Below are 23,296 nucleotides of genomic sequence, written 5' to 3'. Positions count from 1 at the left end.
ATTGATCAGCCAGTTGTTAATAGCGATTGGACGGGGTTTTTAATGGCTTTTAATCTTGCCGCCAATAACACCTTCTGCAGGTGCTTGTGTGGAAGAACTTCAACTAATCGCGATGGATTCCCACCGTCGAAAGAGGCTCGGATGTCAGATCAGGTATTGCTCGATGGCTTCGCTCGGCGGGTCGACTATCTGCGCATGTCGGTGACCGACCGCTGCGATTTCCGCTGTGTGTATTGCATGGCCGAGGACATGCAGTTCCTGCCGCGCCAACGCATTCTTACCCTGGAAGAGCTGTACCAGCTGGCCGAACGTTTCGTGGCCCTGGGCACCCGCAAGATCCGCCTCACTGGCGGCGAGCCGCTGATCCGCCCCGGGGTGGTCCAGCTGTGCCGGGACATTGCCCGGCTGCCCGGGCTGCGGGAGCTGTGCATGACCACCAACGGCTCGCAACTGGGCAAGCTGGCCGCGCCGCTGTTCGACGCCGGGGTCAAGCGCCTGAACATCAGCCTCGACAGCCTGGACCCGACCCTGTTTCGGCAGCTGACCCGCACCGGCGAGCTGGGCCAGGTGGTCGCCGGCATCGATGCGGCGATTGCCGCCGGCTTTGAGCGCACCAAGCTCAACTGTGTGGTGATGAAGGGGCGCAACGACCAGCAGATCAACGAACTGGTGGCCTTTGCCATCGACCGCGGCCTGGACATCTCCTTTATCGAGGAAATGCCCCTGGGCACCATCAGCGAACACAGCCGCAGCGATGCGTTCTTTTCCAGTGCCCGGGTTCGCGAGCGGATCGCCGAGCGCTACACCCTGATCGAGTCCGCCGAGTCGACCCAGGGCCCGTCGCGCTACTGGCGCCTGGCCGAGGCGCCGCACATTCGCCTGGGGTTCATCTCGCCCCACAGCCACAACTTCTGCGGCACCTGCAACCGCGTGCGCCTGACCGTCGAAGGCCGCTTGCTGCTGTGCCTGGGCAACGAGCACTCGGTGGACCTCAAGGCCGTGCTGCGCGCTCACCCCGGCGATACCGGGCGCCTGCAGCGGGCCATAGTCGAGGCGATGAAGCTCAAGCCCTACAGCCATCACTTCGAACTCAACGACGAGGTGCAGGTGGTGCGCTTCATGAACATGACCGGCGGCTGAACCGCTGCTCATCACGGCTTTTCATTGTGCAAAGGTTCTACCCCGATGATCGTCAGATCCAAACCCAACCTGATCAGCGTGCTGATTTCCCTCAAGGGGTCGATTGCCAAGCGCATCGCCCTGCGCAGCCTGCTGGTGACCCTGCTGGCCTCGGCCATCGTGCTGATCGAGACCTTGCACCCGGCGTATTTCTCCAAGGTCAATGCCACCCCGTTCACCTTGCTCGGCCTGTCGCTGTCGATCTTCATGAGCTTTCGCAACAACGCCTGCTACGACCGCTGGTACGAAGCGCGCAAGGCCCTGGGCACGGTGGTGACCGAGGTGCGCTCGATGATCCGCGAAACCCAGGTGCTTGAAGACACCCGGGCGCGCAGCGCGATCCTGCGTGACCTGTGCGGTTTCGCCCATGCCCTCAAGGCCCGGCTGCGCCGCGAAGATGAACTGAGCGCTGCCGAAACCTGGCTCAGCCAGTTGCCGCCGGCAAGCACCAGCAACCTGCCGGACAGCCTGCTGCGCCAGATCGCGCGCCAGTGTTCGGACCAGGCCCAGGCGGGGCGGCTCAGCGAATGGCGCTACCTGCTGCTGGCCAATCAACTGGCGGCCATCACCGGCGCGCAATCCACCTGCGAGCGGATCAAGGCCACGCCGCTGCCGTTTCCCTACACGTTGCTGCTGCACCGCACCAGCTACATGTTCTGCATCCTCCTGCCCTTTGCCATGGCCGAGCCCCTGGGCTGGCTGACGCCGATCTTCACCGCCATCGTCAGCTACACCTTCTTCGGCCTGGACGCCATTGGCGACGAGCTGGAAGACCCCTTCGGCCACGACGAGAACGACCTGCCGCTGAGCGCCATCGTGCGCAACATCGAGCGCGAGATTCTCGAAGCCCTGGGGGCCACCGAACTGCCGCCGGCGCTGGAGCCGGTGGACTATGTCCTGAGCTGATCCACTGTTGTTATCTGAGGTTTTACATGAATGAACTCACTCACCTGGACGACCAGGGCCGGGCCAGCATGGTGGATGTCACCTGCAAGGCCGCTACCGAGCGCGAGGCCCAGGCTCGGGCCTGGGTACGCATGCTCCCGGCCACCCTGCAACTGATCCAGGACCAGGGTCATCCCAAGGGCGATGTGTTCGCCGTGGCGCGCATCGCCGGGATCATGGCGGCAAAGAAGACCCACGAACTGATCCCCCTGTGCCACCCGTTGCTGCTCACCGGGATCCACATCGAACTGCAGGCACTGCCGCCGGACCGGGTGCAGATCACCAGTTGCTGCCGGCTCAACGGCGCCACCGGGGTCGAGCTGGAAGCCATGACCGCCGCCAGCGTGGCGGCGCTGACGATCTATGACATGTGCAAGGCGGTGGACCGCGCCATGGTCATCGAAGGGCTGCACCTGCTGAAGAAGCAGGGCGGCAAGTCCGGCACCTTTATCGCAGGAGAGGCCCGATGATTCTGGTCAACTACTTTGCCCGCTACCGTGAGCAACTGGGCTGCGGTGGCGAGAAACTGCCCCTGGATGCCAGCCTGCGCACCGTCGAGGACCTGCGCCAGCGGCTGATGGCCCGGGGTGAAACCTGGGCGCAGGTGCTGGGGGAGAACAGCCTGATGTGCGCGCTGAACCAGGAACTGTGCAAGCTCGATGCGGCCATCGAGGACTTCGATGAAATCGCCTTCTTTCCGCAAGTGACCGGAGGCTGAGCATGAGCATCCAGGTGCAGACCCAGGCGTTGAGCCTCGACCAGTTGAATGCCGGCTTGCAGGCCGGCGACGCCAGCGTCGGCGGCGTGGTGATCTTTATCGGTTATGTGCGCGATCTCAACCTGGGGGAGGCGGTGCACAGCCTGTTTCTTGAACACTACCCGGGCATGACCGAGCGCTCGCTGCAGCGCATCGTGGAGCAGGCCCAGGCGCGCTGGCCGCTGAACCGGGTGAGCCTGGTGCACCGGGTGGGGTTGCTGCAGGTGGGTGAGCCCATCGTCTTTGTCGGGGTGGCCAGCGCCCATCGCCAAGCGGCCTTCGAGGCTTGCGCCTTCATCATGGATTACCTCAAGACCCGCGCCCCGTTCTGGAAACGCGAAGTCACCCCGGCCGGCGAACGCTGGATCGACGGTCGCGAGAGCGACCGGCAGGCGGCCGAACGTTGGGGTGTAGAACGTTGAGCTTATGCCGCTGACAGAGGCTTGAGGGAAGGGGCTAGCCACGCCGGATGCATGTCATCCGGCGTGGTGCATTTACACCGGGCTGTAGATACGTGGGGCGTTGCGGTGGGGGACGTGGATCAGGTTCAGGCGATGCTTGTTGGCCCATTGCACGGTGAGTGCGGTCGGCGCCGAGAGGCTGACCAGGGTACCGAGGCGGGCGCGCACGGCCTTGTGGATCAGTTCCAGGCTGCAACGGCTGGTGACCACGGTGAAGCCCCGGCTGCCATCGATCCCGGCCTGCAGCAGCGCGCCAATCAGCTTGTCCAGGGCGTTGTGGCGGCCGATGTCTTCCTGGCACAGGCGCACCTCGCCCTGTTCGTCGAAGTACAGCGCCGCATGCAGGGCGCCGCTGCTGCGGGCCATGTGCTGGGCCTGTTCGATGCGCTCGCGCAGGCCCTGCAGGTGTTCGGCAGGTGGCAGGGCCGCGGGTTCGAGGATCTGCAGTTGCGGCAGCGCCTGTTCCAGGGCCTCCACTCCGCACAGGCCGCAGCCGCTAGTGCCGGCCATTTGCCGGCGATGGTCCTTGAGGGCCCAGAACGCCCGGCTGGAAATTTCCACGTCGGCCTGGCAGGCCTGGGGGAAGTGGCTGAGGCGGATGTCGTAGATTTCGCCGAGGTCATTGACGATGTCGTTGGTGATGCTGAAGCCGCGAATGAAGTCTTCCAGGTTGCCCGGAGACACCATCATCACCGCCTGGCTCAGGCCGTTGTAGGTGATCGCCAGGGCGATCTCGGCGGCCAGCGGCGCCTCGGCCATCGGGCCGTCGGCGCTGTACTCGCGATAGGACACCCGCTGCGGCGCCGGCGCCGGCGCATTGGCCTCGGGTTGTTGCTCCGTTTGTTCGATCCGGCAAACCATGACCACACCTCGTTGCATTCGATTTGCCCAGGGCCATGGGCGGCCCCGGGGCATTGATTCACTCTTTGATCGCAAACAGCTTCTTGGCTTCGGCGAAGCACTTTTCGGCAATCGCCGAGCGCGGCTCGGTCTTGCGCATCACCAGCCCCAGTGGCGCCAGCACGCTGGCATCCGGCAGTTGGATAAAGGCCAGGTTCTCGATGGGCGAATCCAGGCCGCTGTCCAGGGGCATGATCGAGCAGCAGAAGCCTTCGTGGATCGCCTGGAACAGCTGGTAGGTGGAGTCGCTTTCCAGGATCGGCTGCGGGTTCAGGCCGCGGCTGCGAAAGCTCAGGTCGATGGACTTGCGATAGTGCATGCCGGTGCTGAGCATGCCCAGCGGCAGTTCGGCGGCGTCCTCCCAGCTCATCTCGGTGCCTTCGAAATGAAAGTGCCGGGTGTCGTAGAGCAGGCCGACCCGGGTCTCGCCGATCTCGAAGAAGTCCAGGTAGTTGGGGTTGACGTGGTCCAGGTAGCAGACCCCCAGGTCCAGCTGGTTGTTGCCGATGTCCTCGATGATCCGGTCGGAGCTCATGGACGACAGGCTGAACTGCAGTTCCGGGAAGCTCGACGATAGCTGCTGCACGTAGCTGATGGGGTTGAAGCCGCTCAGCGGTACCAGCCCCAGGCGCAGCTTGCCCACCAGTTGCCCGCGGCAGGCAGCGGCTTCGGCGAACAGCCCGTCATGGGCTGCCAGCAGGGTCTTGGCCCAGGCCAGCACCCGCTCGCCGGCTTCGGTGAAGCCTTCGAAGCGCTGGCCACGGGTGACCAGGATCAGGTCCAGTTCATCCTCAAGATTGCGCAGGCGCATGGACAGGGTCGGCTGGGTGATATGGCAGCGCGCGGCGGCCTGGCCAAAGTGCCGGGTCTGCTCCAGGGCGATCAGAAACTTGAGTTGCTTGATGTCCACGGTGGCACCTGTTGTGGGAAAAGTCGGGTTCAGTAATAACGCAGGTGTTGCGCCCATGAAAAGGCCTGGGGCCTTGCCCGGTTGCGCCCTTGGGCACCTCCGGTGCTGTTCAGGCCAGGGGCTTGGGGCCTGCTTCAGACAGTAGTTCAGGGGTATTGAAGTTGCTCAGCCGCGGATCGTCCGCGGCGCAGGGCAGGGGCCTCAGCCCATGGGCGGCCAGGGCCCGCAGCAGGCTGCGCTCGCCGTTGTCCCAGGCCTGGCGCAGGTCACCCAGCAGCGCCGTGGGGATCAGGCTGAACATGGGTTGCCATTGCCCGGCCTGCTGCACCATCACCGGCCTGGTGTCGTTGCCGCGGGCATCCAGCAGGGCCTGGATCAGCGCCGCGTCGATCTGCGGCGCATCGCAGGCCAGCACCAGCAGCCAGGGGTGGCGGGCCGTCGCGAGGCCGGCCAGGACTCCGGCCAGGGGCCCGGGGAAATCCTTCTGCCCATCCTCCACCAAGCGGTCGGCATAGGCCCGGTAGCGCTCGGCGTTGCGGTTGCAGGAAATGATCAGGTCATCGCTCAAGGGTCGCACCACCGCCTGCACATGGGCGATCAGCGGCTGGCCGCGCCAGGCCACCAGGCCCTTGTCCTGGCCGCCCATGCGCGAGCCGCGGCCACCGGCCAGCAGCAGGATCGAGCAGGGCAGGGAACAGGCGGGGGCGGGCTGGTTCGGGGTCATGGCAGGACGCATATCAAGTAGGTGGCGCAAACGATGGCATTGTCCTTCGGGTACGTCCAATCGGAAGTGTTGAATGGCCGATTGACGGGCTTTATCGGCCCCCGGCAGGGCCCGGCAGGATGATAGAGCGCATCGATAATCCGGTCAGCCAGAACGATTAGACAGCCGCGTCGGCGGGCCTTTAGCCTGGGTTCATGATTTTTAGCCTGCCGGTCGGAGAATGACATGAGCGTGAAGTCGGATGCGTTGTTTGTACCCTTGAACATGGCCGTGCTGACGGTCAGCGATACCCGGGAATATGCCACTGACACCTCCGGGCAACTGCTGGTCAGCCGCCTGCTGGAGGCCGGCCACAGCCTGGCCGAGCGCAACCTGCTCAAGGATGACCTGTACAAGATCCGCGCCCAGGTGGCGGCCTGGATCGCCGACGAGCGCATCCAGGTGGTGCTGATCACCGGTGGCACCGGCTTTACCGGCCGCGACAGCACCCCGGAAGCCGTGGGCTGCCTGCTGGACAAGCACATCGACGGTTTCGGCGAGCTGTTTCGCGCCATCTCGATTCTCGATATCGGCACCTCCACGGTGCAGAGTCGGGCCCTGGCCGGGCTGGCCAACGGCACCCTGGTGTGCTGCCTGCCGGGCTCCACCGGGGCCTGCCGCACCGCCTGGGAAGGCATTCTCGCCGAGCAGCTGGATGCCCGCCACCGGCCATGCAACTTCGTGCCGCACCTCAAGCCGGTGCAGGCCTGCGAGAGCCGGGGATGAGCCAGAACCCACTGATGCCGGTGGAAGAGGCACTGGCCAGCCTGCTGGCCATGGCCGACGCCCAGCGCCTGCCGGAGAGCGAAACCCTGGCCGTGGATCAGGCCCGGCAACGGGTGCTGGCCACCGACCTGGTGGCGACCCTGGACCTGCCGCCCTGGCCCAACAGTGCCATGGACGGCTACGCCCTGAACCTGCAGCACTGGGACGGTGCACCGTTGCCGGTAGCGCAGACCGTGTTCGCCGGGCAGCCCGGTGCGCCCCTGCAACCGGGCAGCTGTGCGCGGATCTTCACCGGCGCCCCGGTGCCCGAAGGAGCCGACTGCGTCGAGATGCAAGAGAACGTCGAGCTGCTGGAAGACGGCCGGGTGCGTTTTACCCAGGCCCTGAAAACGGGACAGAACATTCGCCCCCAGGGCCAGGAGAACCGCGCCGGCGAGGTGTTGCTGCAGGCCGGCAAGCGCCTCGGCCCCTTCGAACTGGCGGTGGCCGCCGCCCAGGGCTGCACCGAGTTGCAGGTGGTGCGCCGCCCGCGCGTGGCGCTGCTGTCCACCGGCGATGAATTGCTGGAGCCGGGCACGCCCATGCGCCCCGGCTGCATCTACAACAGCAACCGTACCCTGCTCAGGCACTGGCTGGACGCCCTGGGCTGCGAGGTGATCGACGCCGGGATCCTGCCCGACCGGCCGCAGCACACCCGCCTCAGGCTGGAGCAGTTGCAGCATGGCGCGGACCTGATCCTGACCACCGGCGGCGTTTCCGCCGGGGATGCCGACTGCCTCGGGCAGGTGCTCAGGGACAGTGGCCGGCCGCTGTTCTGGAAACTCGCCATCAAGCCCGGCAAGCCCCTGACCGTGGGTTACTTCGGCCAGGTGCCGGTGATCGGCCTGCCGGGCAACCCGGCCTCGGCACTGGTGACCTTCGGCCTGTTGGCCCGGGCCTACCTGCTGCGGCTGCAGGGGGTACAGGAGGTGGCGCCGCTGAGCGTCGAGGTGCCTGTGGCCTTCGCTTGGCCCAAGGCCGGCAAGCGCCGCGAGTACCTGCGGGCGCGCCTGGAGAACGGCCGCGCCGTGCTCTATCCGAACCAGAGTTCCGGGGTGTTGCTGGGGGCTTCCTGGGCCGATGGCCTGGTGGAAATCGTCGAGGGCCGGACCTTGCAGGCAGGGGATCGGGCGCCCTTCATTCCTTTCAGCGAGCTGTTCTAGATCTTCCAGTGCCGGGCGCTCTTGGCCAGGCGCTGGTGCATCTCGCCGAGGGTCGCGGCCAGTTGCCGGGTCAGCAGCCGGTAACCATCCAGGGCCGAATACACCGGCGCCTCCAGAGCGTTTTCGGGGTGGCCTTCCACGGATTTCTCCAGGCGCTGGGTGACCCCCGATTGCAGGGCCCGGGCCATGCCGATCAGTTGGACGCGGATCTGCCGGTGCTCGGCCTTGAGCGCCAGTTGCATCTGCGCCATGGCCTGCGGGTCGCTGGCATCGGGGCGGGTGTTGCCGAGGATCTCCAGGGTGCTGATGCACATGCGCAGGTTGCGCTGGATGGCGTCCAGCTCGGTCATGGAAATCCGTACTTCCTTGGACACCGAAGGCATCAGCGAACGCAGTTGCAGCATGGCGCTGTTGACCCGGCCCAGGAGCTTGAGGTGCTCGTCGTCGGTCACCGACTGGCCCTTGATGATCCGCCCGTACAACTGCGCGCAGTCGCGCAGGGCGCTGGCCAGGTTGTAGCGCCAGGAGTACACCGCATACAGCGGAATGGCGAAGGAAAACGCCAGGGCCAGGGCAATGCCGATGAGGATGTCCACCGCCCGCCACAGGCCGTCGCTGACCTGGTTGTCACCGTGGCCGGCGACGATGAACACGGTGATCGCCGCCAGCAGCGCGGTGTAGCCGCCCTTGCCGATGGCGTGATAGGAAAAGTAGCCGCACACCACCGACATGCCCAGGTAGGTCAGCCAGGGGTGGCCGAAGTAGGCCTGCTGCACCACCAGCACCAGCCCGACCCCGGCGCCCACCAGGGTGCCGATGGCCCGTTCCGCGGCCTTCTTGCCGATGTTGCCGTGGTGCTGCAGGCCACCGATCACCACCAGCATGGTCACCGAGGCCCACTCGCCATGGGGCAGGTTGAGGCCGGTGGTCAGGAGGATGGTGGCGATCAGGCCGAGGGCGACCCGCACCGCGTGGATCAGCCGGGCGTGACGGTAGCGCCGGTACGGGTCGAGCACGGGACGCAGCAGGCGGCGCAGCAAAGGTGGCAGGGTGATGCCCCGCAGGTGTTTTAACGGGCCCAGATCGGTTCCTCCGGTTGGCGGCAGGGGCCGGGCGTTCGCGCCAGGGCGAACGCTCGGGGCTCCCTCAGAAAATGTAGTCGGTGGTCAGGAAGCTCGACTCGCGATTACGGATGATGTCGCTGATCAATTGCTTGTTGCGCTCCTGGAACTTGGTCGCCACCAGGGTGCGGATCGAGAAGGTGCGCAGTGCGTCATGTACCGACAGCGTACCCTCGGCGGAGTTCTTGCGGCCGTTGAAGGGGAAGGTATCCGGGCCGCGCTGGCACTGGGCGTTGATATTGATCCGCCCGACCTGGTTGGCAAAGGCGTCCACCAGCCGGCCGATCTCGGCCGGGTCGCTGCCGAACAGGCTCAGTTGCTGGCCGAAGTCCGATTCCAGGACATAGTCGATCACGGTGTCCAGGTCGCGGTAGGGCACGATGGGCACCACCGGGCCGAACTGCTCCTCGTGGTAGACGCGCATCTGCGGGGTCACCGGGTACAGCACCGCCGGGTAGAAGAACGAAGCCCGGGCCTCGCCGCCGTGGGCGTTCACCACCTTGGCGCCGTGGGCCTGGGCGTCGGCCACCAGGGCGTGCAGGTAGTCGACCTTGGTGTTCTCCGGCAGCGGCGTCAGGGCCACCCCCGGTTCCCAGGGCATGCCCGGCTTGAGGCCTTGCAGCTTGGCGTTGAACTGCTCGATGAAGCGTTCCACCACGGCTTCGTGGACGAACAGGATCTTCAGCGCGGTGCAGCGCTGGCCGTTGAACGACAGGGAGCCGGTGAGGGCTTCGCTGACCGCGTTGTCCAGGTCGGCATCGGGCAGCACGATCCCCGGGTTCTTCGCGTCCAGGCCCAGGGCCGCGCGCAGGCGGTGGGGCTTGGGGTGGAGTTTCTTCAGGTCGCTGGCGGCCTTGTTGGTGCCGATGAAGGCAAAGATGTCGATCTTGCCGCTGGCCATCAGCGCGCTGACGGTCTCGCGGCCGCTGCCGTAGATGACGTTGATCACCCCGGCCGGGAAGCTGTCGCGGAAGGCTTCGAGCAGCGGGCGGATCAGCAGCACGCCGAGCTTGGCCGGCTTGAATACCACGGTGTTGCCCATGATCAGCGCCGGGATCAGGGTGGTGAAGGTCTCGTTCAGCGGGTAGTTGTAGGGGCCCATGCACAGGGCCACGCCCAGGGGCACGCGGCGGATCTGGCCGAGGGTGTCCTGTTCCAGTTCGAAGCGGCTGGAGCGCCGGTCCAGTTCCTTCAGCGCGCCGATGGTGTCGACGATGTAGTCGCAGGTGCGATCGAACTCTTTCTCCGAGTCCTTGAGGTTCTTGCCGATTTCCCACATCAGCAACTTGACCACCGCCGTGCGCTGCTCGCGCATGCGCGCCAGGAAGGCTTCCACGTGCTGGATGCGTTCGGCCACGCGCATCGTTGGCCAGGCGCCCTGGCCGCGATCGTAGGCGCGCACCGCGGCGTCCAGGGCGGTGAGGGCGGTGTCGGCGTCCAGCAGCGGGGTGCTGCCGAGAATCATCTGGGTATCGCCGTCGGCGCCGCTCAGGTAGATCGGGCTGCGGACCTGGGCCAGGGGGCCGTTCCAGGTGCGCAGTTCACCGTCCACCAGGTAGTCGCGCTGCTCCACCGGGTCGGGCAGGCGAAAGGCTTCGGGGATGTCGGCGGCGGCAGGAAACAGGTGGCTCAATAGATTGGCTGTGGTCATGACTCTACCCCGTGTTGGAAATGGCTCCGGCGCGGTGACAGCGACGGCATCGCTCCATGGTTTATACGCCTTAATGGCCCGGCGCTTTAGCGGTTTTTCCACCGGGCGCCCGAGCGCGACGGCCCGCGGCGCCCCTGTGCGGGCCCGCGGCGCGTCAGCGGTGGTGGTTCGAGATTAAACGTTTCAGCCGCTGCCCAGCAACTGCCGGATCAAGCTCGGGGTGCTGCCGGTCCAGCGCTTGAATGACCGGCGGAAGTTGGCCGGGTCATTGAAGTTCAGGTACTCGGCCACCGCCTCGTTGCTCCAGCCCTTGATCTGGTACAGGTACAGCGCCACGTGCTTGTGCACCCGGTCCACCTGTTGCTGGTAGCCGCTGTGGTGCTTGCTCAGCTTGCGCTTGAGGGTGGCCGGGCTCATGGCGAAATCCTGGGCCGCCTGCTCCAGGCTCGGAGTGTGGCGTACCTGGGTTTTCAGGTAGCGGTACAGGGTGTCGAGGAAACTGCTGGCAAACCCCAGTTGGCGCAGGTGCTCGCCGGCCTCCAGGCGCGCCACCTGGCCGGCGGTGGCCGAGGCCCCGGGCCAGGGCCGGGTCAGGTATTGCCGGGGGATGCGCATCAGGTCCAGGGGCCGCTGGAACTGGGTCTGTTCCCCCAGGTGCACCCAGTACTGCTCGACGTAGCGCGGCTCGCTGTGGCTGAAGCTGCATTCCCAGGGCAGGCGCTGGCCGGCCAGCCACTGACTCATGGCCACCAGGGAGGTCATGCTGGCTTCCAGGAGGAACCGCCAGTGCTCGCCGGCGCCGCAGCTGTCCAGCCAGTAGCAGTAGGCGTGATGCTCGTCCAGCACCAGGCGCGGGCTGGCCAGGGGGCTGAGCAGCGCCTGCTGCTGCACCAGGGCGTCCAGGGCCTGGTGCAGGTTCTGCGCATGGCGCAGGGCATGGCTGGCGGCGCCGTAGTGCCCGGGCAGCAGGCGCTGGCCAAACAGGAAACTGCTGTCGTCGGCATCCAGCAGGCGCCGGCCGTTGCCGATCAGCGCCAGGAACTGCTGCGGGCTGAGGCGGGTCTGGCCGGCCAGGATGTCCTCGTGGAACAGCCCGGTGCCGCGCAGCAGGCGGTGGCTGTCGATGTCCCGGGACAGCGCCAGGTCGATCAGCGCCGCCGGTTGATAGTGCCCGGGGATAAACCGCGTATCGGCTTCGTACCAGTGGGTCTTCACGGTCATGACGGCGCCTCAGGCGGTTTTTGCCAGGGGCTGCTTGGCCCGGGCCAGGGCCAGGTTGAGGCGCTTGAGCAGCCCCTCCGGGGTTTCCTCCAGGGCCATCACCACCGCAGTGCTGGCCGCCAGGTGCAGGCGCTCGCCGTGTTGTCGGGTCTTGTGTGCCAGGCCCTGCACCGCCTGTTGCAGCTCCAGGGCCAGCAGCCGTGCCTGGCTTTCCCCGGTGTTGGGCAGCAGCACCACGAAGCGGTCGCCGGCCAGCCGGCACAGCAGGTCCTGGCGCCGCAGGTTGAGCAGCAGCACATGGCTCAGGGCCTGCAGCACCGCATCGCCTTCGGCATGGCCGTAGTCCTGGTTGATCGCCGCGAAGTGGTCCAGGTCCAGGGCCAGCAGCGACAGCGGCTGCTGCTGGCGGCGGCTGTCTTGCAGGCTGCTGGCCAGCTCGCGCTTGAGGTAGTCGGCGCCGGCCAGGGGCGTGAGCTTGTCGAATTGGCGATGCTCGCGAAACAGTCGCTCCTTCTTTTCCATCTGCGCGCTGATGGCCAGCTGTTCGCGGTGCCAGTGGTAGATGCCGATGGTCAGCAGGATCATGCCGATGGGCATCGGCCCGGACTCCAGCCAGTGGTCCCAGGTGATGCTGTCGGGCAGGCGGATGAACTCGTCGAGGCTGTCGATCCACCAGGAAAAGAAAATGCAGCTCAGGCCCAGGGCCAGGTAGTTGGTGACCCGCCCGGCGGGGCGGCTCTTGAGCACCAGCCCGAGCCAGACCAGGGCCAGGAGCGCCGAGCCGCCTTCGCCGATGATGTCCAGCCACTGCCACTCGCTGACCGATTTCAGGCTGCCGCAGGCCAGGTGCAGCAGCAGCCCGGCATTGGCCGCCAGCAACAGCGCGGCGAGTTTCCAGCGGTGGGGTTTGAGCACGGAGAACATGGCCGCGATCCTTTTTGCCAGGAGTGAGAGGGCGCCAGCACAGCAGATGTTTGTGACAGGGGGGTGACGCCGGGGAAACCCGGCGTGAGGTCGAATCAGCTCACGGCGAATGCGTTTTTTTTCGGCCCGCAGGAGCCGGCTTGCCGGCGAAGGGGCCCGCAAGGCCTGCGCCTGGCGGGGGATGGCTTGCGCGGGCAAGCCCGCTCCTACGGGGCGGCGGACGCACCACGGATCTGTAGGAGCCGGCTTGCCGGCGAAGGGGCCCGCAAGACCTGCGCTCGACGGTGGATGGCTTGCGCGGGCAAGCCCGCTCCTACGGGGCGGTGGGTGCACCACGGATCTGTAGGAGCCGGCTTGCCGGCGAAGGGGCCGGCAAGACCTGCGCTCGACGGTGGATGGCTTTCGCGGGCAAGCCCGCTCCTACGGGGCGGCGGGTGCACCACGGATCTGCAGGAGCCGGCTTGCCGGCGAAGAGGCCCGCAAGGCCTGCGCCTGGCGGGGGATAGGGGTCAATTCAGCTCATTTGCCGGGGCGAAAGCCGGGCAATGGGGCGTTTTGGCCCGTTGCCGCCCAGGCCTGTCACAGAACCGTCATTCGCCGACCCTAGCGTGCCCTCCCAGTTGCCGGGCCTCTTGCCCGGCGTTAGCGGACTCTTGGGGGAGGACCAACATGTACAAGCGCAGCAGTCCCGGGCTTGTCAGCTTTACCTTGACCGCGCTGGCCATGGCCATCGCCAGTGAACGCTTGAGCGCTGCGGAACCTGCGGCCACCGAGCATGTGGAAGTGGTGGGCCAGGCCGCCAGCATCGACCAGGCGCTCAAGGAGCAGCGGCGCTCGGACAGCATCGAAAGCGTGGTGCACGCCGACGGCGTGGCCCAATTGCCGGACCAGAACGTCGCCGAGGCGGCGCAGCGCCTGCCGGGCATCAGCATCGAGCGCGACCAGGGCGAAGGGCGCTTTGTCAGCGTGCGCGGCCTGGGCCCGGACCTCAACAGCGTGACCATCAACGGCACCCTGGTGCCCTCGCCGGAAAGCGCCCGCCGGGCCGTGGCCCTGGATGTACTGCCCTCGGAACTGGTGCAGTCGCTGTCAGTGATCAAGACCCTGACCCCGGACATGGACGCCAACTCCCTGGGTGGCACCGTGGATGTGAAAAGCCTCTCGGCCTTCGACCACAAGGGCCTGTTCTACACCGGCAGCAGCGAGGCCAGCTACGACCAGAACACCCGCCAGACCAGCCCGAAATTCTCCGGCGCGGCGAGCAACCGCTTCAGCCTCGGCGACGGCGTCGACAACTTCGGCGTGGCCGCGGCCCTGAGCTGGCAGAAGCGCGATTTCGGTTCCGACAACGTCGAGACCGGTGGTGCCTGGGACTTCGAACAAGGCGCCAAGCTGCAGGAATTCGAGCAGCGCGACTACGCCATCAGCCGCGAGCGCGCCGGTGGCGGCCTGAACTTCGACTACAAGCCCGACGACAGCAGCAGCTACTACCTGCGCACCCTGTACAGCCGCTACAAGGACAGCGAGACCCGCAACTCCACCAGCATCGAGTTCGCCGATCCCCTGGCGGCCGGCGAGCGCGGTGATGCCGAAGCCTCGCGCAAGCTCAAGCAGCGCGAGGAAACCCAGGAGATCCAGTCCTACGTGTTCGGCGGCGAGCGCCAGCTGGGCCTGTGGACCCTCAGCGGCCAGACCGGCTACAGCCGCTCCAGCGAAGACAGCCCGGCGCATATCGCCGGGGCCACCTTCAAGGGCAACAGCGATTTTTCCGACAGCGGCTTCTACGACAACGGCAAGCCGCGCCCGGTGATCGGCGCCGGTTTCTATGACCCGGCCAACTTCACCCTGGACAAGGTCGACTGGGAAAAGCAGAACACCACCGACACCGAGAAGAACCTGCGCCTGGACCTGGCCCGGGACTATGACCTGAGTGGCTACGCCGCGCAGTTCAAGTTCGGCGGCAAAGTCAGCCGGCGCAACAAGGACAACGACCTGGAAGCCTGGGTCTACAAGGACTTCGACACCCTGGGCTTTACCGACCAGCAGCTCAACCTCGGGCAGTTCCAGAAGGGCAACGTGGACTATTCCCTTGGCCGCTTCGGCCCGGGCATCAGTGGCGGCGCCATCAAGCAACTGATCGGCGGCCTGAATCAGGCGGCCTTCTACGACGAGGAAGAATCCCGGGTCAACGACTTCAAGATCCGCGAAGACATCAACGCCGGCTACTTCATGAACACCCTGGACATCGACGACTGGCGCTTCATCGCCGGCCTGCGCTACGAGGGCACCGAGTTCGAGGCCAAGGGCACCGGGGTCACCGACGGCGCCTTCACCGCCACCGACACCCAACGCCGCTACCAGCACTGGCTGCCGGGGCTGCATGCGCGCTACCAGCTGGACAAGAACACCCAGGTCCGCGCGGCCTGGACCAAGAGCGTGGTGCGCCCGACCTTCGGCCAACTGGCCCCGGGCTTTGTCATCGACGGCGACGAGGCGACCTTCGGCAACCCCGACCTCAAGCCCCTGGAGTCGAGCAACCTGGACCTGGGCATCGAGCACTACATGGGCCATGCCGGCACCGTCTCGGCCTTCGTGTTCTACAAGGACATCCAGAACTTTGTCTACAACACCGACCTGGCCGGCACCGGCGCCTGGAGCGGGTTCTCCGAGGCGCACACTTTCGCCAACGGCGACAGCGCCAAGCTGTACGGCCTGGAACTGGCCTATTCGCAGAAATTCGACTGGCTGCCGGCGCCGTGGAACGGCCTGCTGCTGGGCGCCAACAGCACCTTCAGCCGCTCCAGTGCGAGCATCGAGGGCTTCGACCAGAAGGCCGGGGTCAACCGCAAGCGCGACATCGACCTGCCCAACCAGTCGGACACCGTGGGCAACCTGATGCTCGGTTGGGAAGACGACAAGCTCAGCCTTCGCCTGTCGGCCAACTACAAATCGGCCTACCTGTTCGAGCTGGCGTCCATCGACGACAAGGCCCACGACCTGCATGTGGATGCCCAGACCTTCGTCGATTTCAGCGCCAAGTACTCCCTGACCAAGAACCTGCAACTGAGCTTCGAGGCGCAGAACCTCACCGACCAGCCGTACTTCGTCTACACCGGCAACCGCTCCTACAACGCCCAGTACGAGGAATACGGCCCGACCTACAAGCTCGGCCTGACCTTCACCCATTTCTAAGTAGCGGGCCCTTGCCCGACCGCACACCCAAGGATTGTGATGAGCACTGTATCGACCGCAAGAAACCGCCTGCTGGCCCTGTGCATTGGCTTGACCTGTGGCGCCGCCCTGGCTGCCCCCAGCGTGCCCGGCCTGAACCTCAAGCCCTGGGCCGAGCAGACCCCGGGCGTTACCGGCCTGGGTTTCGTGCCCGCCGGCACAGGCGCCGACCGGCTGCTGGCCAGCGAGCGCGAAGGCCTGTTGCTGGTGGACGAACAGGGCCGCCAGCTGGCCCGCTTCAAGGGCTCGTTCAACGGCCTGGACAGCCGCGCCGCCGGTGGCCAACTGCTGGTGGCCAGCCTCGACAACCAGCGCCAGCAGGCACTGCTGGTGAGCCTCGACCCGGCCAGCCGCACCTGGGGCCAGCCGTTGTACCTGCCCACTCGGGACTACCCGGTCAACGGCCTGTGCCTGTACCGCGACGAGGCCAGCAACCTGTTCCTGTTCCTGGTGGGCGAGGAGGGCAAGGGCGAGCAGTGGCTGGTGGGCCACGGCGCGCAACTGAGCGCCGAGCCGCAACGGGTACGTGGCCTGCCCCTGCCGCCGGAGGCCAAGTTCTGCCAGGTGGACGATGCCGCCCAGCAACTGCTGGTCAATGAACAGAATGTCGGCTGGTGGGCCTACCCGGCCCATGCCGAAGCCGACACCGCGCGCCAGCCGGTGGCCCTGCGCGCGCCCTTTGGCGACATCAGGAAAAGCGCCGGGGCCATGGCCCTGGTGCCGGGCGGGGTGCTGGGCCTGGACCCGAAGGCCGCGCAACTGCATCTCTATCAGCAGCAGGAAAAAGGCTGGGTGGCCCAGGCCACGTTGCCCCTGGCCGGCCTCAAGGAACCGGAAAACATCGCCCTGCGCGCCAGCGACAAAGGCCTGCAGGTCTTGCTGCGCGATGACGAGGACGGGCGCCTGTACCAGGGCCAGTTGAACTGGCAGGCCACCCCGGTGGCCCTGCCGCCGGTATTGCCCACCGTACAGGCGGCGGCACAGAGCGAGCCGGTGGGGCGCCAGGGCGATGCCGCCGATGACCCGGCGATCTGGGTCCACCCGCAGCAGCCCTCCCTGAGCCGGGTGCTGGGCACCAACAAGAAGCAGGGCCTGCTGGCCTACGACCTGCAGGGCAAGCTGTTGCAGGAGCTGGCAGTGGGGCGCCTGAACAACGTCGACGTGCGGCCCAACTTCCAGCTCGGCGAGCGCCGTGTGGACCTGGCCGTGGCCAGTAACCGCGACCGCAACAGCCTCAGCCTGTTCGCCATCGACCGCGCCAGCGGCGAACTGAGCGAGGCCGGGGAGGTGCCCACGCCGCTCAAGGAAATCTACGGCATCTGCCTGTTCCAGCCGGCCAGTGGCGAGATCTACGCCATTGCCAACGACAAGGACGGCACCTTCGTCCAGTACCGCCTGAGCGCCCCCGGCGGTACCGCCCAGGGCGAGCTGGTGCGCCGGTTCAAGGTGGCCAGCCAGCCCGAGGGCTGTGTCGCCGACGACCAGCGCCAGCGCCTGTTCCTCGGTGAAGAGGACGTTGGCGTGTGGGCGGTGGATGCCCGGCCCGAGCAGCCGGCGACCCTGCACAGCGTGATCAAGGTCGGCGGCCTGTTGCAGGCCGATGTCGAGGGCCTGGCCCTGTACCAGAGCAACGCCCGCGACTACCTGGTGATTTCCAGCCAGGGCAACGACAGCTACCTGGTGCTGGATGCCGAACCGCCGTTCGCTTCCCATGGTGCCTTCCGGGTCAGCCTCAACGCCCGTGCGGGGATCGACGGCGCCTCGGAAACCGATGGCCTGGAAGTCACCTCGGCCAACCTCGGCGGGCCCTGGAGCCAGGGCCTGCTGGTGGTCCAGGACGGGCGCAAGCGCATGCCCGAGCAGACCCAGAACTTCAAGTTCGTGCCCTGGGCCGAGGTCACCCAGGCCCTGAAGCTGCCCTGAGCCGGCGGTCATCACCTTGTCATTTGAATGTCATCGAATAGCCCCGCCAGCCCAGGCGGGCACCCGAGAAGGAGTTCCACCATGCAGGCCACACTCGAACACATGAGCATCTGGGGGCTGATCAGCGATGCCAGCCTGTTGGTCAAGGCGGTGATGCTGACCTTGCTCCTGGCGTCCTTGCTCAGCTGGTACCTGATCATCCAGCGTGGCGCCGTGCTGCGCGGTCGTGAGCTGCGCTTCCAGGCTTTCATCCAGCGTTTTCGCGCCGCCCCCGAGCTGCTGCCGTTGTACCGCGAAGTGGCCAAGGGCAGCGACGCCGAAGGCGGCGTGGAGCCGATCTTTGCCGCCGGCTACCAGGAGTTCAGCCACCTGCGCGGCCAGCCCGGCGGTGCCGGAGAAGGGGTGCTGGAGGGTGTGGAACGGGCCTTGCACGTGGCCATCAGCGAGCAGGAAACCCGCCTGGAAAAGGGCCTGCAGTTTCTCGCCACTGTGGGTTCGGTAAGCCCCTATATCGGCCTGTTCGGCACCGTGTGGGGGATCATGAATTCCTTCCTCGGCCTGTCCCAGGTGCAGCAGGCGACCCTTTCCACCGTGGCCCCGGGCATTGCCGAGGCGCTGATCGCCACCGCCATCGGCCTGTTCGCGGCCATTCCCGCGGTGATTGCCTACAACCGCTTTTCGGCCCGCAGCCAGACCCTGCTGACCCGCTACTACGCCTTTGGCAATGAACTGCAAGTACGCCTGCATCGCACCTTGCAGGGCGCCCCGAGCCACCTGGCCGTGGCCGCCTGAGAGAAGGAGCAAGCCGATGTTGACCCGGCCGCAACGCAAGCACGGACCCAAGGCGGAAATGAACGTGGTGCCCTACATCGACGTGATGCTAGTGCTGCTGGTGATCTTCATGGTCACCGCGCCGATGCTCACCCAGGGGGTGAAGATCGAATTGCCCAAGGTCGCCAGCGAAGCCCTGGCCACCGACAGCCGCCAGCAGATCCTCACCCTGTCGGTGCAGGCCGGTGGCGGCTACTACTGGAACCTGGGCGGTGAACTGGACACCCGGAACCAGACCGACAGCGCTGTGGACCTTGAGCAGATGCGCGCCAAGGTGGCCCAGGTGATTGCCCGGCGCGGCGACACCCAGGTGTATATCCGCGCCGACCAGGACGCCGCCTATGCCAGCGTGGTGGCGGCCATGGCCGCGTTGCAGCAGGGCGGGGTACACAACCTGGGGCTGGTGACCGAGGCCCCGCAATGACGGCGATGATCATGCACAACCCCACCGCGATGCCCCTGCGGCCCGAGGCGTCCGGCTTCTGGCGCAACAGCCTGGCGGCCAGCCTGGCCCTGGCCCTGCACGCCGGAGTGCTGGTGGCGCTGGTGCTGGGCTGGTCGGTGGACAAGCCGCAGGTCGAGACGCCGCCGGTACTGACCACCCAACTGGTGATGCTGGCGCCGCCTGCCGCCCCCGCGGAACCGCTGCCGGCGGTGGCCGAGGTGGCGCCACAGCCACCGTCAACGCCACCGCCCGCGGCTGCGCCGGAGCCGGCCAGGCCCCGGGTTGACCCCCAGGTACAGGCGCAGAAGCTGGAGCAGGCGGCCCTGGCGCGCAAGCGTGTGGAAGACAAGAAACGTGAGCAGGTGCAGGAGCAGCAGCGCGAGCGCCTGGAGGCCGAGCAGCGCCAGCGCGATACCGAGCAACGTGTGGCCCAGGAACAAGCGCAGGCCCAGCGTGCCGAACAGTCGCGGCTGGCTGCCGAGCGCACGCGCCAGCAGGCGGCCCAGGCTGCGGCCGACAGTCGCCAGTACCAGCCCCTGAGCAAGGAGGCCCCGGACTACCCGCAACGGGCCCTGGACAAGAACCTGGAAGGCGACTGCACCGTGGAATACAGCGTCAACCCCCAGGGGCGGGTGGAGAACCCCAAGGTCATCGACGGTTGCCACCCCCTGTTCATGCGCCCGTCCCTGGCAGCGGTGGCGACCTTCCGTTACCAGCCGCGGCTGATCGATGGCCAGGCGGTAACGGTGCCGGCGGTGCGCAACACCTTCCACTACCGGATCAAGTAAGGCGCGGGGCAGGCATGGGCCCGTTGCCATGCAGGCAGCCTCTGGCTGACCGTGCGCGCCCTGGCTGGCCGAGCCTGTCCCCTTGGCTGGCCGCCAATGCCCTCAACCCCGGGGCGCGGGTGTCTTAGTGTGGCCGGGTGTGGTCCGCCGCTGTCGCCGGGGCGGGCCCCTTGCCCTGGCCGCACTGAGGACCGCCGATGCCCACTGTCCCCCCCGCCTGTTCGCGCCCGTTGCGGCGCCACTCTTGGCTACCGATTCGTAGCGCCCTGGGCCTGGCCCTGGGACTGCTGCTGAGCGCCTGCGGCGAGGCTGAACCGCCTGCTGCCGTGCGCCTCGACGCCGCCCGCCAGAGCCCGGCCGACCCGGCCCTGGCCCAGGTCTACGCCAGCAGCTGCCAGCTGTGCCATGCCAACCCGGCCTCCGGCGCGCCCCTGGCCGGCGATGCCAAGGCCTGGGCGCCGCGCCTGGCCCAGGGCGCCGACACCCTGCTGGACCACAGCATCAACGGCTACCAGGGCATGCCGCCCATGGGCCAGTGCATGCAGTGCAGCGAAGAGCAGTTCCTGGCCCTGATCAGCTTCATGTCCGGCCATTCATTCCAATAAAAAGCACAGGTTCCCCCTTCATGGTCATGCACCTTTCCCGACGCCGGCTGCTGCAAGGGGCCGGCGCCCTCGGCGCGTTCAGCGCGCTGTGCAGCAACCCGCTGCTGGCCGAACTGGCCCGCGCCCCGCGGCTGATTCCCTGGCGCAACTGGTCTGGCGCGCAAAGCTGCCTGCCCCAGGCGCGGCTGGCGCCCAAGGACCTGGATGAACTGCGCCAGGTGGTCCGCCAGGCCCCGGGCAAGATCCGCCCGGTGGGTGCCGGGCACTCCTTCAGCGCCCTGGTGCCCACCGACGGCACCTTGCTGTCCCTGGCCTATTTCAACGGCCTGCTGGACCACGACCCCAAGACCCTGCAAGCCGAATTCGCCGCCGGCACGCCCATGTCGCTGATGGGCCCGGCGCTCAAGGAGGTGGGGCAGGCGCTGTGGAACATGGCGGATATCGACTACCAGACCCTGGCCGGGGCGATTGCCACTTCCACCCACGGCACCGGGGTCGGCTTCGGTTCCTATTCGTCCCGGGTCTGCGGGCTGCAACTGGTGACCGCCAGCGGCGAAGTGCTGGACTGCGACCCCCGGCGCAACGCCGAGGTGTTCCACGTCGCCCGGGTGTCCCTCGGCGCGCTGGGGGTGGCGACCCGGGTGCGCCTGCAGAACCGCGAGGCCTATCGCCTGCGGGAAAAACAGTGGATCGGCAAGACCGAGGAACTGCTGGAGGACATGGACAACCTGACCCGCGACAACCAGCACTGGGAAATGCTCGTGGTCACCCATTCCGACTACGCCCTGGCGGTGGCCCTGAATGAGACCGACGACCCGGCGACCCCGCCCAGGGACCCGGCCGAGGAGGGCGGCAACGAGTTCGTCAACCTGATCGAAAACCTCGACAAGTACGTCAGCGACTTCCCCGAGACCCGCCGCCACCTGCTCAATAGCCTGCGCTGGCTGGCGCGCTTCGATGAGCGGGTGGGGGATTCCTACCAGATCTACGCTAACGTGCGCAGCGTGCGCTTCAACGAAATGGAGTACTCGGTGCCGGCGCACCTGGGGCCGGCGTGCCTGCGCGAGATCCTCGCGCTGATCCGCGACAAGGACCTGCGCACCTGGTTTCCCATCGAGTACCGCTACGTCAAGGCCGACGACATTCCCCTGAGCATGTTCGAAGGTCGCGACAGCTGTTCGATCTCGGTGCACCAGCACTACAGCATGGACCACCACAACTTCTTCGCCGCCGTGGAGCCGATCTTCTGGAAGTACCAGGGGCGCCCGCACTGGGGCAAGCACCACAGCCTCAACGCCCGCACCCTGCAGGGGCTGTACCCGCAATGGGCAGCCTTCGCCAGGGTGCGCCAGGCACTGGACCCGCAAGGCAAATTCATCAACGCCCACCTGGCCTCTGTGCTGGGTGTGGCGTGAACAGGAGATGCGCACAATGAACCGTCGTCATTTCATGGCCGGCACCCTGGGGGCCGGAGTCTTGCTGGCCGGTGTCGGCGCCTGGCTGCGGCCCGGCGACCGGGGCCTGCCCTACAGCCCGTACTTCGCCGAGCTCAATCGCGAGCTCAAGGCCCACGGGCCGATGCAACCGGTGATGCTGATCGACCTGGATCGCCTGGACCACAACATCGATGTGGTCATGCAGTCGGTGCAGCGCGGTGGCAAGCACCTGCGCCTGGTGGAAAAATCCCTGCCATCGCCCGGGCTCCTGGCCTACATCGCCCAGCGCGCCGGTACCCGGCGCCTGATGTCCTTCCACCAGCCGTTTCTCAACCACGACGCCGAGGTATTTGCCGACGCCGATATCCTCCTCGGTAAACCCCTGCCGATCCGCGCCGTCGAGCTGTTCTACCAGCAGCTCAAGGGGCCGTTCGACCCGCGCCGGCAACTGCAATGGCTGCTCGATACCCCCGAACGCCTGCAGCAGTACCTAGCGCTGGCCCAGGGCCTGGGCACGCGGATGCGCATCAACATCGAACTGGATGTGGGACTGCACCGTGGCGGCGTGGCGGACCATGCCGTGCTCGGGCAGATGCTGGCGCTGATCAGCGCCCACCCCCGGCACCTGGAGTTTGCCGGGTTCATGGGCTACGACCCCTTTGTCGACATGGGCGTGCCGGGGATTCTGGGCTCGCCGCAAAGCCTGTTCGACCAGGTCATGGCGCTCTACAACGGTTTTGTCGACTTCACCCGCCAGCAGTACCCGGCGCTGTGGCACGCCGGCCTGACCCTCAATACCGCCGGCAGCCCCAGCTACCGTCGCCACGAGCAGGAATCCCTGAGCAGCGAAGTGTCGGTGGGCACCGCACTGCTCAAGCCCAGCCACTACGACCTGGCGTCCCTGGAGCAGCACGTGCCGGCCGCCTTTATCGCCACCCCGGTGCTCAAGAGTACCGGGCCGGTGCGGATCCCGGCCCTGGACGACAAGTCGCGGCTGTTCTCCTGGTGGGACCGCAACCAGCGCCAGACCTTCTTCATCTATGGCGGCCACTGGCTGGCGGATTTCGAATCGCCGGCGGGTCTGCAGAGCAACGAGCTGTTCGGTCGCAGCTCCAACCAGGAGATGGTCAACGGCTCCCGCGCCGTGGGCTTGCAGGTAGACGACCAGGTCTTCCTGCGCCCGCAGCAGAGCGAAGCGGTACTGCTGCAGTTTGGCGACCTGCTGGCCCTGCGCGGCGGGCGCATCGTCGAACGCTGGCCGGTGTACTGATCCCACG

22 protein-coding genes are annotated in these 23,296 nt (G+C 66.8%); 15 read left to right on the top strand and 7 right to left on the bottom strand.

The genetic code is table 11. From position 1 onward, the window contains the following. Positions 1–141 precede the first annotated feature (141 nt). Genes moaA through moaE form a run of 5 tightly spaced genes read left to right on the top strand, consistent with a single transcriptional unit; the run spans position 142 to position 3,303 of the window. Positions 142–1,140: a GTP 3',8-cyclase MoaA gene (gene moaA / locus A9971_RS05030; RefSeq protein ID WP_041752364.1), complete on the top strand. Its 999-nt coding sequence runs from the start codon at positions 142–144 to the stop codon at positions 1,138–1,140. Positions 1,141–1,185: 45 nt separating this feature from the next. Then, positions 1,186–2,085: a bestrophin family protein gene (locus A9971_RS05025; protein WP_011062003.1), complete on the top strand. Its 900-nt coding sequence runs from the start codon at positions 1,186–1,188 to the stop codon at positions 2,083–2,085. Positions 2,086–2,111: 26 nt separating this feature from the next. Continuing rightward, positions 2,112–2,594 carry a cyclic pyranopterin monophosphate synthase MoaC gene (gene moaC / locus A9971_RS05020; RefSeq protein ID WP_036996513.1) on the top strand — a complete coding sequence of 161 codons (483 nt, stop codon included), beginning with the start codon at positions 2,112–2,114 and terminating at the stop codon, positions 2,592–2,594. Then, a complete protein-coding gene (gene moaD, locus A9971_RS05015; RefSeq protein ID WP_011062001.1) occupies positions 2,591–2,842 on the top strand; it encodes a molybdopterin converting factor subunit 1 in 252 nt (83 codons plus the stop codon). Before moaC ends, moaD begins: the two co-directional genes overlap by 4 nt. Positions 2,843–2,844: 2 nt before the next feature. Further along, a complete protein-coding gene (gene moaE / locus A9971_RS05010) occupies positions 2,845–3,303 on the top strand; it encodes a molybdopterin synthase catalytic subunit MoaE (RefSeq protein ID WP_183000957.1) in 459 nt (152 codons plus the stop codon). 72 nt (positions 3,304–3,375) lie between these two features. Here the strand turns inward: moaE and fdhD are convergent, their stop codons facing one another. The 3 genes from fdhD to mobA form a co-directional block, all read right to left on the bottom strand. Next, complete coding sequence (gene fdhD / locus A9971_RS05005) at positions 3,376–4,203, bottom strand: formate dehydrogenase accessory sulfurtransferase FdhD (RefSeq protein WP_053152588.1); 828 nt, start codon at positions 4,201–4,203, stop codon at positions 3,376–3,378. 58 nt (positions 4,204–4,261) lie between these two features. Then, the gene (locus A9971_RS05000; RefSeq protein WP_011061998.1) at positions 4,262–5,152 is read right to left on the bottom strand and encodes a LysR family transcriptional regulator; all 891 of its coding nucleotides are present in this window, start codon (positions 5,150–5,152) and stop codon (positions 4,262–4,264) included. Positions 5,153–5,261: 109 nt separating this feature from the next. Further along, on the bottom strand, positions 5,262–5,876 hold the full coding sequence (mobA, locus tag A9971_RS04995; protein ID WP_183000956.1) for a molybdenum cofactor guanylyltransferase MobA: 615 nt from the start codon (positions 5,874–5,876) through the stop codon (positions 5,262–5,264). A 225-nt stretch (positions 5,877–6,101) separates the two neighbouring features. Here mobA and moaB point away from each other — a divergent pair, with 225 nt between their 5' ends. Both moaB and glp read left to right on the top strand, forming a co-directional pair. Beyond that, complete coding sequence (moaB, locus tag A9971_RS04990) at positions 6,102–6,641, top strand: molybdenum cofactor biosynthesis protein B (RefSeq protein WP_015636134.1); 540 nt, start codon at positions 6,102–6,104, stop codon at positions 6,639–6,641. Continuing rightward, positions 6,638–7,843, top strand: a complete 1,206-nt coding sequence (glp, locus tag A9971_RS04985; protein WP_011061995.1) for a gephyrin-like molybdotransferase Glp — start codon at positions 6,638–6,640, stop codon at positions 7,841–7,843. Before moaB ends, glp begins: the two co-directional genes overlap by 4 nt. On the opposite strand, the gene A9971_RS04980 is transcribed toward glp, so the two are convergent. The 4 genes from A9971_RS04980 to A9971_RS04965 form a co-directional block, all read right to left on the bottom strand. After that, complete coding sequence (locus A9971_RS04980) at positions 7,840–8,883, bottom strand: FUSC family protein (RefSeq protein ID WP_011061994.1); 1,044 nt, start codon at positions 8,881–8,883, stop codon at positions 7,840–7,842. The two genes, glp and A9971_RS04980, sit on opposite strands and share 4 nt — an antisense overlap. A gap of 106 nt (positions 8,884–8,989) precedes the next feature. Further along, on the bottom strand, positions 8,990–10,615 hold the full coding sequence (locus tag A9971_RS04975; RefSeq protein ID WP_183000955.1) for an NADP-dependent glyceraldehyde-3-phosphate dehydrogenase: 1,626 nt from the start codon (positions 10,613–10,615) through the stop codon (positions 8,990–8,992). A 183-nt stretch (positions 10,616–10,798) separates the two neighbouring features. Next, positions 10,799–11,836: an AraC family transcriptional regulator gene (locus A9971_RS04970; RefSeq protein ID WP_077934449.1), complete on the bottom strand. Its 1,038-nt coding sequence runs from the start codon at positions 11,834–11,836 to the stop codon at positions 10,799–10,801. Positions 11,837–11,845: 9 nt separating this feature from the next. Continuing rightward, positions 11,846–12,760, bottom strand: a complete 915-nt coding sequence (locus tag A9971_RS04965; protein ID WP_011061991.1) for a GGDEF domain-containing protein — start codon at positions 12,758–12,760, stop codon at positions 11,846–11,848. Positions 12,761–13,429: 669 nt separating this feature from the next. Between A9971_RS04965 and A9971_RS04960 the strand changes: the two genes are divergently transcribed. The 8 genes from A9971_RS04960 (at position 13,430) to A9971_RS04925 (ending at position 23,289) form a co-directional block, all read left to right on the top strand. Beyond that, positions 13,430–15,952, top strand: coding sequence for a TonB-dependent receptor (locus A9971_RS04960; RefSeq protein ID WP_183000954.1), 2,523 nt, complete (start codon positions 13,430–13,432; stop codon positions 15,950–15,952). Positions 15,953–15,991: 39 nt separating this feature from the next. Then, entirely contained in the window at positions 15,992–17,914 is a 1,923-nt protein-coding gene (locus A9971_RS04955; protein WP_183000953.1) for a phytase, read from the top strand. Between the two features lie 81 nt (positions 17,915–17,995). Next, positions 17,996–18,706 (top strand): protein TolQ, encoded by a 711-nt coding sequence (gene tolQ / locus A9971_RS04950; RefSeq protein ID WP_183000952.1) that lies wholly within the window; start codon positions 17,996–17,998, stop codon positions 18,704–18,706. Between the two features lie 16 nt (positions 18,707–18,722). Next, positions 18,723–19,169: a protein TolR gene (gene tolR / locus A9971_RS04945; protein ID WP_053159334.1), complete on the top strand. Its 447-nt coding sequence runs from the start codon at positions 18,723–18,725 to the stop codon at positions 19,167–19,169. Next, positions 19,166–19,978, top strand: a complete 813-nt coding sequence (locus tag A9971_RS04940) for an energy transducer TonB (RefSeq protein ID WP_015636127.1) — start codon at positions 19,166–19,168, stop codon at positions 19,976–19,978. Before tolR ends, A9971_RS04940 begins: the two co-directional genes overlap by 4 nt. 197 nt (positions 19,979–20,175) lie before the next feature. Further along, positions 20,176–20,583 carry a cytochrome c5 family protein gene (locus A9971_RS04935; protein WP_053159332.1) on the top strand — a complete coding sequence of 136 codons (408 nt, stop codon included), beginning with the start codon at positions 20,176–20,178 and terminating at the stop codon, positions 20,581–20,583. 86 nt (positions 20,584–20,669) lie between these two features. Further along, a complete protein-coding gene (locus A9971_RS04930; protein WP_173476962.1) occupies positions 20,670–21,998 on the top strand; it encodes a D-arabinono-1,4-lactone oxidase in 1,329 nt (442 codons plus the stop codon). 85 nt (positions 21,999–22,083) lie between these two features. Then, complete coding sequence (locus tag A9971_RS04925) at positions 22,084–23,289, top strand: DSD1 family PLP-dependent enzyme (protein ID WP_161467416.1); 1,206 nt, start codon at positions 22,084–22,086, stop codon at positions 23,287–23,289. Positions 23,290–23,296: the final 7 nt, after the last annotated feature.

It is taken from the genome of Pseudomonas sp. UME65 (assembly GCF_014170225.1).
GTDB lineage: Bacteria > Pseudomonadota > Gammaproteobacteria > Pseudomonadales > Pseudomonadaceae > Aquipseudomonas > Aquipseudomonas protegens.
Note: the sequence above shows the minus strand (reverse complement) of the source record. Positions and strands in the feature narration are given on the sequence as shown.

Excerpts from the sequence above, each read along its gene's own strand:
- moaA (WP_041752364.1), top strand. The coding sequence starts at position 142 with ATGTCAGATCAGGTATTGCTCGATGGCTTCGCTCGGCGGGTCGACTAT.
- A9971_RS05025 (WP_011062003.1), top strand. The coding sequence starts at position 1,186 with ATGATCGTCAGATCCAAACCCAACCTGATCAGCGTGCTGATTTCCCTC.
- moaC (WP_036996513.1), top strand. The coding sequence starts at position 2,112 with ATGAATGAACTCACTCACCTGGACGACCAGGGCCGGGCCAGCATGGTG.
- moaD (WP_011062001.1), top strand. The coding sequence starts at position 2,591 with ATGATTCTGGTCAACTACTTTGCCCGCTACCGTGAGCAACTGGGCTGC.
- moaE (WP_183000957.1), top strand. The coding sequence starts at position 2,845 with ATGAGCATCCAGGTGCAGACCCAGGCGTTGAGCCTCGACCAGTTGAAT.
- fdhD (WP_053152588.1), bottom strand. The coding sequence starts at position 4,203 with ATGGTTTGCCGGATCGAACAAACGGAGCAACAACCCGAGGCCAATGCG.
- mobA (WP_183000956.1), bottom strand. The coding sequence starts at position 5,876 with ATGACCCCGAACCAGCCCGCCCCCGCCTGTTCCCTGCCCTGCTCGATC.
- moaB (WP_015636134.1), top strand. The coding sequence starts at position 6,102 with ATGAGCGTGAAGTCGGATGCGTTGTTTGTACCCTTGAACATGGCCGTG.
- glp (WP_011061995.1), top strand. The coding sequence starts at position 6,638 with ATGAGCCAGAACCCACTGATGCCGGTGGAAGAGGCACTGGCCAGCCTG.
- A9971_RS04975 (WP_183000955.1), bottom strand. The coding sequence starts at position 10,615 with ATGACCACAGCCAATCTATTGAGCCACCTGTTTCCTGCCGCCGCCGAC.
- A9971_RS04970 (WP_077934449.1), bottom strand. The coding sequence starts at position 11,836 with ATGACCGTGAAGACCCACTGGTACGAAGCCGATACGCGGTTTATCCCC.
- A9971_RS04965 (WP_011061991.1), bottom strand. The coding sequence starts at position 12,760 with ATGTTCTCCGTGCTCAAACCCCACCGCTGGAAACTCGCCGCGCTGTTG.
- A9971_RS04960 (WP_183000954.1), top strand. The coding sequence starts at position 13,430 with ATGTACAAGCGCAGCAGTCCCGGGCTTGTCAGCTTTACCTTGACCGCG.
- A9971_RS04955 (WP_183000953.1), top strand. The coding sequence starts at position 15,992 with ATGAGCACTGTATCGACCGCAAGAAACCGCCTGCTGGCCCTGTGCATT.
- tolQ (WP_183000952.1), top strand. The coding sequence starts at position 17,996 with ATGCAGGCCACACTCGAACACATGAGCATCTGGGGGCTGATCAGCGAT.
- tolR (WP_053159334.1), top strand. The coding sequence starts at position 18,723 with ATGTTGACCCGGCCGCAACGCAAGCACGGACCCAAGGCGGAAATGAAC.
- A9971_RS04940 (WP_015636127.1), top strand. The coding sequence starts at position 19,166 with ATGACGGCGATGATCATGCACAACCCCACCGCGATGCCCCTGCGGCCC.
- A9971_RS04935 (WP_053159332.1), top strand. The coding sequence starts at position 20,176 with ATGCCCACTGTCCCCCCCGCCTGTTCGCGCCCGTTGCGGCGCCACTCT.